General features: G+C 67.2%; 15 protein-coding genes. All 15 read left to right on the forward strand.

Annotation, left to right across the window (positions count from 1 at the left end; genetic code table 11):
- Positions 1–90: 90 nt before the first annotated feature.
- The gene (locus tag HV826_RS08610) at positions 91–474 is read left to right on the forward strand and encodes a hypothetical protein (RefSeq protein WP_368670875.1); all 384 of its coding nucleotides are present in this window, start codon (positions 91–93) and stop codon (positions 472–474) included.
- Complete coding sequence (locus HV826_RS08615) at positions 467–1,882, forward strand: terminase large subunit domain-containing protein (protein WP_176416517.1); 1,416 nt, start codon at positions 467–469, stop codon at positions 1,880–1,882. Before HV826_RS08610 ends, HV826_RS08615 begins: the two co-directional genes overlap by 8 nt.
- A gap of 26 nt (positions 1,883–1,908) precedes the next feature.
- Positions 1,909–3,237, forward strand: a complete 1,329-nt coding sequence (locus HV826_RS08620; protein ID WP_176416518.1) for a phage portal protein — start codon at positions 1,909–1,911, stop codon at positions 3,235–3,237.
- Positions 3,238–3,272: 35 nt separating this feature from the next.
- On the forward strand, positions 3,273–4,082 hold the full coding sequence (locus HV826_RS08625) for an HK97 family phage prohead protease (RefSeq protein WP_176416571.1): 810 nt from the start codon (positions 3,273–3,275) through the stop codon (positions 4,080–4,082).
- Entirely contained in the window at positions 4,079–5,167 is a 1,089-nt protein-coding gene (locus HV826_RS08630; protein ID WP_176416519.1) for a phage major capsid protein, read from the forward strand. Before HV826_RS08625 ends, HV826_RS08630 begins: the two co-directional genes overlap by 4 nt.
- An 11-nt stretch (positions 5,168–5,178) precedes the next feature.
- A complete protein-coding gene (locus HV826_RS08635) occupies positions 5,179–5,592 on the forward strand; it encodes a hypothetical protein (protein ID WP_176416520.1) in 414 nt (137 codons plus the stop codon).
- Positions 5,593–6,084: 492 nt separating this feature from the next.
- The gene (locus HV826_RS08640; protein WP_176416521.1) at positions 6,085–6,741 is read left to right on the forward strand and encodes a hypothetical protein; all 657 of its coding nucleotides are present in this window, start codon (positions 6,085–6,087) and stop codon (positions 6,739–6,741) included.
- Positions 6,741–7,064, forward strand: coding sequence for a hypothetical protein (locus tag HV826_RS08645; RefSeq protein WP_176416522.1), 324 nt, complete (start codon positions 6,741–6,743; stop codon positions 7,062–7,064). Before HV826_RS08640 ends, HV826_RS08645 begins: the two co-directional genes overlap by 1 nt.
- Complete coding sequence (locus tag HV826_RS08650; RefSeq protein ID WP_176416523.1) at positions 7,064–7,483, forward strand: minor capsid protein; 420 nt, start codon at positions 7,064–7,066, stop codon at positions 7,481–7,483. Before HV826_RS08645 ends, HV826_RS08650 begins: the two co-directional genes overlap by 1 nt.
- Positions 7,484–7,549: 66 nt before the next feature.
- Positions 7,550–7,936: a hypothetical protein gene (locus HV826_RS08655; protein WP_255217109.1), complete on the forward strand. Its 387-nt coding sequence runs from the start codon at positions 7,550–7,552 to the stop codon at positions 7,934–7,936.
- 8 nt (positions 7,937–7,944) lie between these two features.
- Positions 7,945–8,370 carry a phage tail tube protein gene (locus tag HV826_RS08660; RefSeq protein ID WP_176416525.1) on the forward strand — a complete coding sequence of 142 codons (426 nt, stop codon included), beginning with the start codon at positions 7,945–7,947 and terminating at the stop codon, positions 8,368–8,370.
- Positions 8,370–9,026 carry a hypothetical protein gene (locus HV826_RS08665; RefSeq protein ID WP_176416526.1) on the forward strand — a complete coding sequence of 219 codons (657 nt, stop codon included), beginning with the start codon at positions 8,370–8,372 and terminating at the stop codon, positions 9,024–9,026. The genes HV826_RS08660 and HV826_RS08665 overlap by 1 nt, the downstream gene beginning before the upstream one ends.
- 32 nt (positions 9,027–9,058) lie before the next feature.
- On the forward strand, positions 9,059–9,412 hold the full coding sequence (locus HV826_RS08670) for a phage tail protein (protein WP_176416527.1): 354 nt from the start codon (positions 9,059–9,061) through the stop codon (positions 9,410–9,412).
- Between the two features lie 221 nt (positions 9,413–9,633).
- Positions 9,634–12,012 carry a phage tail protein gene (locus HV826_RS08675; protein WP_176416528.1) on the forward strand — a complete coding sequence of 793 codons (2,379 nt, stop codon included), beginning with the start codon at positions 9,634–9,636 and terminating at the stop codon, positions 12,010–12,012.
- A 1-nt stretch (position 12,013) separates the two neighbouring features.
- A complete protein-coding gene (locus tag HV826_RS08680) occupies positions 12,014–12,775 on the forward strand; it encodes a hypothetical protein (protein ID WP_176416529.1) in 762 nt (253 codons plus the stop codon).
- The last annotated feature ends 4 nt before the right edge of the window (positions 12,776–12,779 follow it).

Below are 12,779 nucleotides of genomic sequence, written 5' to 3' on the forward strand. Positions count from 1 at the left end.
GCAAGACCGACCAAACTCACTCCTGAGCTTCAACAGCAGATTTGCGAGCACTTGCGCTCGGGCCTCTTCCGTCGAGCGGCTGCGGGCCTCGTGGGCGTCGACGAGCAGACCGTCTCCCGCTGGTTCCACCGGGGCGCGAGCGAGGCGCGCGGGCTCTACCGCGAGTTCTTCGTCGCGGTGAACCGGGCCGAAGCGGAGTTCATGCAGGGGGCAACGGAGACGCTCCAGGCCGCGTCGACGACGAACCCCAAGCATGTCCAGTGGCTCTTGAGCCGCCGCTTCCCAGAGCTGTACGGGCGACGCGACAACGTCGAGGCGAAGAGCCCCGAGGACCAGGCCGCCGACACTGCCGCCCTGCGCGAGCTGCTGATTGACCGGCTGGGGAAGTTCCTCCCGGACGAGCCGTTCGCGTCCGCCCCTGCCGACGCCGCGCCGTCCGAGCAGCCCGAGGACAAGGGGGCGGGCGATGCGTAGCCTTCTGGCGAAGGGCGCCTGGGGGAAGTTCGCCGAGGGGCTCGCCCCGCACGAGTCGCCCGCGTCGCGGATGGTCCTGACGGCCGGTTCCCGCGCTCAGCTCGCGAAGCTCTTCGGCGGGCTCGACGACAAGGAAGTCGAGCTGCTCGTCTATGACTTGGACTTCTGGGCGCGTCGCGAGCAGGCGCCCCCGGACAGATTCTCGACGTGCTTCGTCATGGCCGGGCGCGGCTTCGGGAAGACGTGGTGCGGCGCGCGCTGGGTCATCAAGAAGGCGTGGCAGGCGAAGAGCGTCGGGGCCCTCATCGGCCCGACGGCTGCGGACGTGCGCGACACCATGATTCGCGGCGCATCCGGCATCCTCGCCCTGTCGCCCCCCTGGTTTACCCCCAAGTACGAGCCCAGCAAGCGCCGGGTGACGTGGCCCAACGGCGTCTATGCCATCTGCTACTCGGCGGATAAGCCCGACCGGCTGCGCGGGCCGAATGCCGGGTGGGGGTGGGGTGATGAACCGGCGTCCTGGAAACACGACATGGCGGCGGTGGACCAGCTTCCGCTGGTGCTGCGCATCGGCTCGCGCGAGGACCCGCCGCAGCTCCTCCTCACCGGGACGCCGCGCCCCCTGAAGAAGATTGAAGAGCTGCTCTTCGCGAACGCGGAGACGCAGGAGCTCAAGCCGGGCGTGGTGCTTCGCACTGGCTCGTCGCTGAGCAACTCGGCGAACCTGGCGCCGTCGGCCGTGGCCAACATGCGGGCGCTGGCGAACACCCGCTGGGGACAGCAAGAGGTTCTCGGCCGCCTGCTCTTCGACGTGCCTGGGGCCATCTTCGGCTCGGCGAAGTGGGGGCGCGTGGAGGCCGACCCGCACGAGTACGCGCAGCAGCTCGACAGGCGCATCGTCAGCGTGGACCCGAGCCCGACGAGCGAAACCGGCTCGGACGAAACGGGCATCATCGTTCAGGGGTGCAAGTCGAGCGTGCTCTTCGGGGCCGACGGGGTGCCGCTCAAGCGCGTTTCGGTGTTGGCCGACCTGTCGCGCCGGGCCAGTCCCCGCGAGTGGGCGACGACGGCCATTCGGGCCTATCTCGAATGGGGGTGTGACGCGCTCGTCGTCGAGGTGAACACGGGCGGGGAGATGGTGGAAACGCTCATCAGCACCGTCGCGGGCGAGATGGGCGTCAGCGTCAACGTGAAGCCCGTGCGGGCGACGAGCGCGAAGAGCAAGCGCGCCGAGCCGGTGTCCGCCCTGGCCGAAGCGGGCCGCGTCGAGTTCGTCGGGACGTTCCCGAAGCTCGAAGCGCAGCTCAGCAAGTTCACCGGCATCAACGGGCGCCGCGACGACAGGGCCGACGCCTTCTGTTGGGGCGTTCACGACCTTGTCTTCGTCGAACAGTTCTTCGCGGTGTGAGGTTTTCCATGGGGATGCTGGACAGGATGCGTGCCGCGTTTCGCGGGGGCAGCAAGCGCAAGGGGACGGGGCTGGAGCTGAGCCGCTGGGCTTCGGCCCCGCCGCGTCGCGAGGTGCCTGCGCTGCTCGCGGCCTACGCCGAGATGCCGTGGCTCGGCACAATCGTCGACACGGTGGGCGATGCCTTCGCGGATGTGACGTGGCGGGCCTTCACGCGGCAGGACCCCACGACGCGGAAGACACTCGTCGACGTGTCGCTGCGGCGGGCCTGTGGCGACGTGCGCCGGGAGCGGTTGAAGTCGCTCGTCGAGACGGGGGACGCGGTGGAGCTGCCCGACCATCCGCTGTTGCGGCTGCTGGCGGACCCGAACGACTACATGACGGGCCGCGACTTCGCGAAGCTCTTCTGTCTGCACTACGACCTGACTGGCGAGTTCTTCGCCGTCGTGGAAGAGCTGGCGGGCGTGCCCGTGGGCCTGTGGCCGGTGCCGCCTGATTGCGTCCTCGCGCTTCCGGACCTGAGCAAGCCGAAGTCGGAGCGCACCTACACGGTGGCCGCTGGCGGACGGACGTTCCTCCTGCCCGCGTCGAGCGTCATCTACGTGAAGCGCCTGAATCCGGCTGACCCGCTCGGCCGTGGCATCGGCATCGCCTACGCCCTGGGCGACGAAGTCGACACGGACGAGCACGCGGCGCGCTTCACGAAGAACGCCTTCTTCAACAACATGCTCCCGGGGGCCGTCATCGCGATTGAGGGCTTCAACGAGTCGCAGGCCGGGCCCGCGAGGGCCTTCAAAGAGTCGCTCGCGCGGGAGTACGGGGGCCCCGCCAACGCAGGCCGGGTGATGATTACGAGCGGCCGGACGACGTTTGCCCGACTCGACACGCCCTTCCGCGACATGCAGCTCGTCGACCTGCGCCGCTTCCTCATGGACTTCGTGCGGATGGTGTACCGGGTGCCCCCGGAGATTGTGGGCGACGTGACGAGCAGCAACAAGGCGACGAGCTACGCGGCGCGCGAGCACCTTGCCGAGCAGGCGACGAAGCCACGCGCCGAAGTCTTCCTGGCGTCGATGCAGAAGCACCTGGCGCCCCGCTTCGAAGACGACGTGCTTCTCTCCTACGACTCGCCTGTGCCGGCCGACCGGGAGCACCGGCTGCGGATTATGGGCTTGCTCCCGAGCGCCTTCACCTTCGACGAGTGGCGAGCCGAAGCGGGATTCAAGCCGCACGCGGAGCGCCAGGGCTTCGCCGAGCTGCTTCCCGGCCAGAAGCCCAACGAGCCGGGCCAGACGCCGACGCCCGTCGAGGGCAGCTCGGCGGAAGCGAATGCCGAGGCGAAGAAGGACGGTTGAGCCACTCGCGGAAGTCGCACGCATTTACCGGGTGCATGCCTGGAACCATTACACGCTCCCTGCGGCTGAGCGCCGTCCGAAAGGACGCGGCGACGTTGAGCGCCGTCGAGTCCGTTGGTGGACGGCGCGTCTTCAAGTTCAAAGCGAGTGACGGCGACTTCGACCGCTACTCGGACCGGCTGAACGTCAAAGGCTGGCGGGTGGACGGCTACAACGCGAATGGCGTCGTCCTCTACAACCACGACGACGGGGCGAGCGCCGCGATGACGGGCGCCGAGCCGCAGTTGCCCATTGGGAAGGGGCGTGTCTACGTCGAGGGCGACGCCCTGATGGTGGACATCGAATTCGACGACGAAGACGAGTTCGCGAAGAAGGTCGAACGCAAGGTTTCAAAGGGCATCCTGAATGCCGTCTCCGTCCGTTACCTCATGCTCCCTGGCCAGTACCGGCAGAACGAGCGCGGCGGTTACGACTGCGACGCTCAGGAACTGCTCGAAGTCTCCATCGTGACGATTCCGGGGAACGCGCGGGCCGTGCGCTCGAAGTCCCTGGACGAAGCGCCCGACGACCTCGTTGAACGCATTGCAACGCGCGTTGTCGAACTGCTCGACGCACGGGCCGAAGCGAAGTCGACGGACGAAGACGTCGAGGACGAGCAGAAGAGCGAGCCCGACGAAGAAGACGTCGAGGACGAATCGAAGTCGACGGAAGAGGAAGACGTCGAGGACGAGCAGAAGAGCGAGCCCGACGAGGACGAAGACGAGACGAAGGGTTTCAACGCCGCCGACGCCGCGAAGAGCTTCGTCGAGGCATTCAAGGGCTACATCCGAGGAGTGAAGGAATGACTCGCGAGCAAATCGCACAGATGGTGAAGGCGCTCGGCCCCGAGGTCGCGCGAGAGCTGATGGACGCCGCCGCTCGAAGTGCCCCGGGCCTGGCTGAGCCGGGCAACGCGCCGCGCGGGACGGGCGTCTACGCGAGCGCGGAGAACTTCGGCGGCTTCGCGAAGAGCGTCATCGCGGCCGGACGCCGCACGGGAGCCGCCGAGTTGGTCGACGCCGCGAAGCGCTTCGGCAACGCGGACGTCCAGAAGGCCGTTCAGCTCAGCAAGTTCGACTCGGCGGGTGTCCTGGTTCCCGTCCAGCAGAGCGGCGAAGTGATTGAGTTCCTCCGGCCCGACGCGGCGATGCTCAAGCTGGGCGTGCGCACCCAGACGTTCAAGGGCGAGCTGCACATGGGCAAGCAAACCGGGACGTCCGTCTTCAAGTGGGTAGGGGAGGGCGAGACGGTGCCGAAGAGCGCGCCGAAGTACGGGAAGATTGTCCTCAAGGCGCACAAGGGCATGGTGCTGACGGACATCAGCAACGACTTGCTGCGCACGCCGGGCGTGGGTGACGCGGGCGTCGGCGAGGACATCCGGGCGACGGTGGCCGATGGCCTGGACGAAGCGGGCTTCAACGGGGACGGGACGGGGGCAGCACCGAAGGGCCTCTTCGCTCAGCTCGACGCCGCGCACACCTTCGCTTCGACGGGGACGACGCCAGCGGCCTACCTGGCCGACATCGACAAGGCCGTCGAGCTGCCGCTGACGGCGCATGTCCGCATGGGCAGCGCGGCGTGGGTGCTTCACCCGACGCGGGCGACGGCGCTGCTTCAGCTCCAGAACTCCGGCGTGTGGGTGTTCCGTCAGGAGATGCTCGACCGGGGGACGATTCGCGGCTTCCCCTTCGTGATGACGACGCGCGTCCCCGTGTCCCGCATCACCTTCTCGGCGGACTGGCGCCAGTTCATCTACGGCATCGACGAGGACCTGATTCTGTCCGAGCACGACACGCGGGCCGAGTACGACGAGACGACGGTTCGCGCCATCGTGAAGGGCGACTTCAAGGTTCGCCAGCCGAAGGCGTTCAGCTCCATCACCTACACCTGAGAGGCCCCACCATGAACGCCAATTCCACCGACGCGGGTGTGCTCGTCGGCATTCGCCCTGGGACTGTGCCCGCTGCTGTGAGCGAGGGGACGCGGAACAGCGCGGCCGTCGACCGCTCCGGGTTCGACTCCTGCGTGCTGACGGCTTCCACGGGGGCCGCTATGGGCGCCCCGACGGCGCTGTCGCTGGCCGCGAAGCTCCAGGACAGCGCCGATGGCCAGAACGGTTGGACGGACCTGCCCGATGCCGCCATCGCGCCGCTGACCACGGCTAACGCGGTGGCCCGGGTCAACGTCCGGCTCCCCACGGCGCAGCGCTACCTTCGAGTCGTCGAGACGGTGGCCCTCACGGGGGGCAGCGGCCCGACCATCGGCGCGAGCAGCACGATCGTTCTGTGCGGCCCCGACGAGATCCCGGCCACCTAATGAATTTCAGTCTGCCGAGGCATGATTATTCCGACAGCATGTCTTCAAGGGCTACCCAGTCCGCAAAGAAGTCTTGAATGCCAGCATCCCAGCATTCCGGTGAATAGCAGTATGCGTGGAGTACATTGCAGAACCCCACCGGGCTGTTAGGGATATCAACGCACCCCAAGTCCTCTTTGATCCAGATACTTGGACACCAGACCTTTGCCCATTCTTCGAGCTGAGCAACAAGTTTATCGCGCCCCTTCTCGGGGAGCATGATTCGGAAGGAGTCTTCGTACATGGGACCTCTAGATGAACTCCACATGATGTCGGATCAGTCAATTGTCTTCAACCTTCGGTGCTGAAGCCTGCTTAGAGCAGTCCCCAGATGCGTGGGTGGGAGCTGACCTTGCTACCTGAATCCCAATAGCAGCACGAAACGGGCCGGGGCTCCCTCTTTAACCTCGGGGGTTCCGATTCGTCGTTCCTACGCCCTCCTGAGCCCTTTCCATGGCCCGCCCGACTGACCTCTGCCTTGCCGCCACCGTGGCCGCCGACCTGGGCGTGCCCTCCGACTCGCGCGTCGAGCGCTGCGTCACTTCCGCCAGCAGTGCAATTGCGAGGCTGTGCGGCCGGGCCTTTGAGCGGGCGACGGTGACGGAGTACCCGGACAGCTACGGCCGCCCCTACGTCCTCCTGAGCCGCCCGCCGCTCGTCGAAGTCCTCAGCGTGGCGGAAGGGGGCGAACTGCTCGACGCCACCGCCTACACCCTTGCCGGGGACCTCGCGGCGGGGGGGCTTCTCTACCGCCTCGCTGGACTCTGGCCCGTGACGGCGCGTGTTGGCGGGCTCGTCACCCTGACCGTCGAGATGCGGCAGGGGCGTCCCGATGCGCTGGCGGTGACGTACACGGGCGGCTACGTGACGCCGGGGCAAGTGGCCCTCGACGCGTCCCAGGGCTCCGTTACCCTGCCCGCCGAAGTCGAAGAGGCCGCCATCCTCGAAGCCTGCGCGCTCTACCGGGGGCGGGGGCGTGACTCCGACGTGTCCAGCGAGAGTCTCGGGGATTGGTCCGTGAGCTATCGGGAGCGGAGTGCAGGCCAGCGGCTTGCGAGCCCCCGCGCCGAGCTGCTCGTCGCGCCTCACGTCCTGTGGAGGGCGAGTTGATGAGCGGGCCCGCTTCTCTCTTCCGCCAGCGAGTGAGCTACGCCGAAGTCATCGGCCGGGACGCCTGGGGGACTCCTCTGCTGGGGCCCATCCAGGATGCTCCCGCGCGTATCCAGCCGAGTCGAAAGCTGATTCGCGACGCCAACGGCGCTGAGTTCGTCGCGTCCTTCGTCGTCTACACCGAAGCACCTGTCACCCTGCGCCACCGGCTTTGGTTCAAGGGCGACGACATCACCGATTTCAACCAGGCCCGCCGCCCTGCCGCCGTTGACGAGCACGTCGACGGGGCGGGCGTCCTGCGCTACCGGAAGGTTTGGCTCTAATGGCCCGCGACACTGCTGCCGACCTCGCGACGATTCTCGCCGCTGGGGGCCTCGGGCTGAGCGCCGGGGCCAACCTGTTTCTCGGCCCGACGCTCGAAGACGACGATGCCACGGTGCCGGACGTTGCTTGCTTCGTCCTGCAAACCGGAGGCGACCCGCCGCAGAGCTACCTCGGCGGGGGCCGCAAGACGTACCGAACCGTTACCAGTCAGGTTCGCGTTCGTTCCGCCCGAGAGAGCTTCCGGGAGGGACAGGCGCTCGCGCTGGCGGCCCTCGACGTGCTGCATCTCGCCAGTGCCGCGCCCTACGTGCTGATTGAGGTGGACGAAGGCAGCCCCAACTACATCGGCACCGACGGGAGCGACCGTCACTGGTGGACCTTCACCGTGAATGCCTCCTTCGTCGATTTGGGCGCTTGAGCCACTGGCGAAAGTCACACGCATTTACCGGGGGCAATGCCACTCAAAGTTGCTCTTGATTTCAGGTTGCTCGACAAGCTGCGGAAGGTAGAGCGGCCCGTTCTCGCCGACCTGGCCCCACTGACTCGCGAACACGCGTCGACGGTGCTCCAGGCGAGCCGCGCCCTGGTGCCGGTGGGAGAGCGCGACACGGACGGCAAGCCGCCGCTGAGCACGTCCGGTTTCGTCGATGGCCCGGAGCTGAATGACGCGAAGGCGAGTGTCAGCGCGACGGCTGGCTATGCCCACGACGCTGCGGGCGCCATCCACGAAGGGTTTCACTGGGGCGAGCAACGTTTCGCCACGCCGGTCCACTTCCTGCGCAGGCCCGCCCGACGGGGGCGCGCGAAGTTCCGCAAGGCGGTTGCCGCCCAGATTCTTTCAACTCTCTCGCGGCTCTTCCCGAGCCGGTAGGTACTCGCATGTCCACCCCTGTTGCTGCCCACCTTGACAGTGTGTCCGTGCGCTCGGACGCGACGGCCGCGCAGGCTGCGGACCGCGTCGACGGCCTGACGGACGCGTCGCTCAGCGAGACGGGCGACTTCGTCGAGACGAATTACCTCGGAGGCTCGGGCTACAAGTCCCGCGTCCAGACGCTGAAGGACACCAGCGCCGACCTGTCGGGACACTTCATGGAGGGCGACGCACCGCAGTCCGTGCTGCGGGAGGCGCGCGACGACGGGAGCACCGTCTACGTGACGTTCATCTTCGACCCCGGCGCTGCGGCGGGCTCCAAGGGCAAGCGCATCCCCATGGTGGTGAGCAGCTACGACGAGAAGCTCACGCCGGGCGGTGTCGTCGAGTTCACCTGCAAGCTCTTGGGCAATGGCGCCCCGGTGGCCGTCTGATGGCCGTCATCGCTGCGCATGTCGGCTCGCTGTCCGTCGCGGGCGAGCCCTCCGAGTTCCTCGAAGCCGAAGCCGTGCCCGCGTCCGACTTCACGGGGACCGAGTTCCGCATCGCGAACCCGGCGCTTCGGCGGCTCAGCCCGGGGGTGCCCGTCTTCGTCGAGGTTTCCCCCAGCGGGGATGCTGGCTCCTGGGAGCCTGCCGAAGCCTTCGTCGACCCGCTCTTCGGCGATGTCCACCTTGCGAGCGCTCCAGGCCCGTCGGCCCTTGTGCGCGTCTCGGCCCACGCGTTGCCCGTCCAGCAGCTCGCTCTCGTGCGCTCCATCTCCCTGACGGTGACGAACGACGTCGTCGAGCTGCAAGTCATGGGGGACGGCTACAAGCGCCGTTCGGTGTCGCTCCGGGACTTCTCGGGGGAGTTGACGGGGCTGGCCCTCACCGAGCGCGAGACTGAAGCGCTAACCGAAGGGACTCTGCTGCTCATCGAGGTGGGTAAGGCAGCCGGGGCCCAAGTCTTCCGCGCGTGGGTCAAGGTGCCCGAGCTGTCTCACAAGCTGACGCCCGGGTCCCTGTACGAGCACACCGTGAAGTTCCTCGGCTTCGCCTTCCAGTCACAGGACGGCGCCGCTTTCGCTTGGGGCTACGGCACGCCCTGAGCTGTCTCGTTTCAACTGAAAGAGGAGAGTCCATGTCGAACAAGCACAAGCTGCTTGCGAAGAATCGTCGCGTCCTGAAGTCGGTGGAGGTGGACGGCGTCAAGGTGAACATCATCAAGCCGACGATGGGGGACAGGCTACGGCTGATTGAACAGGCCCGCGAAGCCGGGGAGATGACGGAGAAGAACGAGCCGACGGGCGACCGGGCCGGGGCGCGGATGCTGGGGCGCATCGCCGTCTGCGTGCTGCACGACGCGGAGACGGGCCGCCCGATGTTCTCCGTCAACGACATCGACGAGCTGCTCGACGAGACGTGGCTCGAGGACCTGGCGGCGGACCTGACGGACGTCTTCAACGTCAGCGAAGAGAAGATGCGGGGAAAATAGACAGCGACCCCGAAGCGAGCCTGCTCTACGGGGTCGCCTCCCTCCTGAAGCTGCCGCCCGACGCAGTCCGTGAAATGCCCTACGAGGATGTCGTCGGGCTCGTCGCCTACGCGCGAAGAGAGGCTGACGAACTCGAAAGGCGCTCATCCAACCAGCAGGCCCCTGGCGTGTCGCAGCCGGGGCAGCAGTCCGTTCGACGTTTGCGCAAGAGGTGAAGAGTCATGGCGGGCGGCGGTCTCAAAGTCGGTGACGTGTATGTCGTCGTGACTGCCGCCGTCGGCGAGTTCTCCAAGTCCATGCGCCGCGTCGTCGCGGACGTCGCCCAGACGGCCGACAAGGTTGGGCAGCTCGGCTCGAAGATTGGAGAAATCGGCGCGATTATCGGCGCGGGCCTCTATGGGGCGTTGAGCGCGGCGGCTGTATTCGACTCGTCCGTCACAGACAGGATGGAGCGAATCAAGCTCGTCTTCACCAACCTGGGCGCAGAGATTGGCCATGCCGTCCTGCCCCACCTTGAGCGGCTGTCCGCTGGGTTGGAACGCGCGCTGGGGTGGTTCCAACGCCTTGAGCCCTCCGTCACCGAAGGGATTGGCAGCTTCCTGTTTTGGGGGACCGCAGCGGGGCTGGCGGGAGGTGCGCTCAGCGTGGCCGCTGGCACCGTCAAGCAGCTCGCGGAGAGCTTCAACGCCTTCGTGGTTCCGGCGCTGGGCAATGCAGGGAAGGCCGTCGTGCGCTTCTCCGCATTCGTCGGCAGGGAGACGCCCGTTGTTGAAGGCAACCTGAAGAGAGTCGCGAAGGGCGCTGATCAGGTCGACGCGCGCTTCACAGCCGCGTTCCGTAACGCCGCCGCTCGCGTCCTCTTGGTGGCGGCGCCGCTGGCCGCTGTCGCGCTCGCCGTTGCAGGCGTCGTCATGTTGGCGGGCACGCTTTACAAGGCGTGGAACGACGCCAGCACCAGCATGCGCGATGCCCTCGTTTCGGCTTGGCGGGGAGTCACCGAGGTTGCTGGGCGCGCGGTGGCCTTCTTCCGGGAGACGTTCGCAGGGCTTGGGGCCGTTGTCGGGGCGTGGGCGCGCGGGCAGCTCGAAACGTTCGCCTTCGTGGTGCGCAACCTGGCACGCATGGCTGCGCCGCTGGCCCGCGCGCTCAACCTCGACGGCGTCGCGTCCTCGCTCGAAGGGTTGAAGGACCTGAACGGCGACGCGCTGCTCGGCGGGCTGAAGGGCTTCGCCGACGGCGCCCTCGGCAAGCTGAAGGACGGCTTCGCTTCCGTTTGGGCGGACGTCTCCTATGGCGCGGGCTACGCCTTTGATGGCGTGAAGCTGCTTGGCGGTGACGCTGCGGCATTCCTCCGTGAGAAGTTCAGCGGCATCTTCGACGACGTGCTCGGCGGGCCGAAGGGCAAGCTGCGCAAGCCGACCTCCGGGCCGGAAATCGAAGCGGGCCGCGTCCAAGTCGGGAGTTTCAACGCGAAGGAGTTCCTCGCGAGCGTTGGCAACGTCGCGGCCGTCATCGAGCAGGTTGCCCGGAAGAAGGCGAGGGAGTTCGCGGATGCGCTGGCGCGGGCTGTTGACGAAGCGAAGCGCACGCTCACGAGCCGATTCACGCAGGCCCTGGGCGGACTCTACGAGCTGTTCGAGCGCTTCGAGCAGGGGATGACGGTTGGCGGTGTGTGGGGCGGCGTCATCGCCGTTGTCGCCGAACTGCTCGCGCAAAGCTCGACGTTCGCCACGCTTATTCAGATGACGGCGGGCTTCATCCAGTTCGTCGCCGATGCCCTCGGCCGCGTGCTGGCCCCGGTGCTCCCGCTCCTCGCGTCCGCCTTCAACATGGTGGCGCCGCTGCTCGACGCCCTCGTTCCGGTGCTCGAAACGTTGCTGGCGCCGCTCCAGGCGATTGCCCCGGTGCTGGAGGTGCTCGGCACGCTCTTCCAGGGCCTCGCTCCAGTCATCACCGTGTTGGGACAGATTCTCGTCGCGCTGACGCAGCCGCTGTCGCTGCTCGCTGGCCCCATCATGAAGGCGTTCTTCGCCGTCATGCGCGTCGTGGCGATGGGCATCCTCTACGTCGTGAAGGGCGTCGGCACGGTGTGGAACGGCATCATCGGCTTCATCGCTGGCGTCTTCCGCGCGCTCAGTAAGATTCCGCTTGTCGGTGGCGCCTTCGAGAAAATGGCGCGGGGACTCGACAGCATGAAAGTCCCGATGGACCAGGTCGACGGGGCGCTGAACACGCTGCGAAACACGACCTATGAGTCAGCCGCCGCGAACTCAGCCGCCGCTGTCGCGCAGTGGGAGAATGCCAACGCCACGAGGAAGGCGACCGAGGCGCTCACCAACGTTCCTTCCGGGATCAAGGTGGCCCTCGCGCGATTCAACGCGCAGGACCCCATCTCCGGGCAGTCGCAGGGAGTGCATGGCGCATCGCCCGTCACGTCGAGCCCGGCTGTCCCGGTGAGCGGCGGAAACGTCAGCGTGGGGCAGATTGTGATTCAGGCCGCGAATGACCCGGCCGAGACAGTGCGGCAGCTCTACGTCGAGATGAAGCGCGAGGCGGGCAGGCGTCGCGGCAATGGCGAGTGGCTGAATGGGAGGTATTGAGATGCCCTTCCTGAGCTTGAATGGCATCACCGTGCCCGTCGTCGAGGGACGGCGCAGGCAGGTGAGCATCGGCACCGACTCCCGCTCATTCAGCGGCGTCTACCGGCTTGGGCGCCGAGCGACGCGCCAGGAGTGGGAGTTCAAGACGGGGCCGCTGTCGTCCGTCGAGGCGCTGGCCTTCCGTGGGCTGATAGCCGGGGACGGCCATGCACTCGCGTTCGACGGCGACACCTTCACGAGCCGGGGACTTGCTCCGTCGACGGCGTCTGGGGACCTCTTTGAAGCCGCGCGCTTCGGTGGCGGCTTTGAGCTTCCCATTGGGGTGTCTTGCTCCTGGGCGATGCAGCTTGGGCCCCGCTGGACGACGCTGCACCACCTGTTCGACGCGGCAGAAGGCGTCTGGCGCCAGGTCCTCAACCGGAGCGACGGGGGCCGGTGGAGTCAGGGGGCGCCTGCGGTGACTGCGGGCGGGCTGGTTGTCTCGGGTGGCGCCCTCTCCCTGACGGGGACTTCCAACCTGCGGCGCTTCGACGACGTCGTCGGCCTACCGTTCATCGCCCCGGACGCGTGGATTCCGGAAGTGGCCGCGTGGCACTCGGCTCGCGCATGGAGTGCGTTGCCGTACCTGACGGCGGGCGGGGCCTTCTCCGTCGGTGAGACGAAGGTGCTTGGCGAAGTGCGGGACGGCGAGTTCGTCGAGTTCATCCACGAAGGGGCGCGCGTCATCGGCGAGCGGCTCGAATTCACCTTGCGAGAGGTTTAGGAAT

It is taken from the genome of Myxococcus sp. AM010 (assembly GCF_013372585.1).
Taxonomy (GTDB): domain Bacteria; phylum Myxococcota; class Myxococcia; order Myxococcales; family Myxococcaceae; genus Myxococcus; species Myxococcus vastator.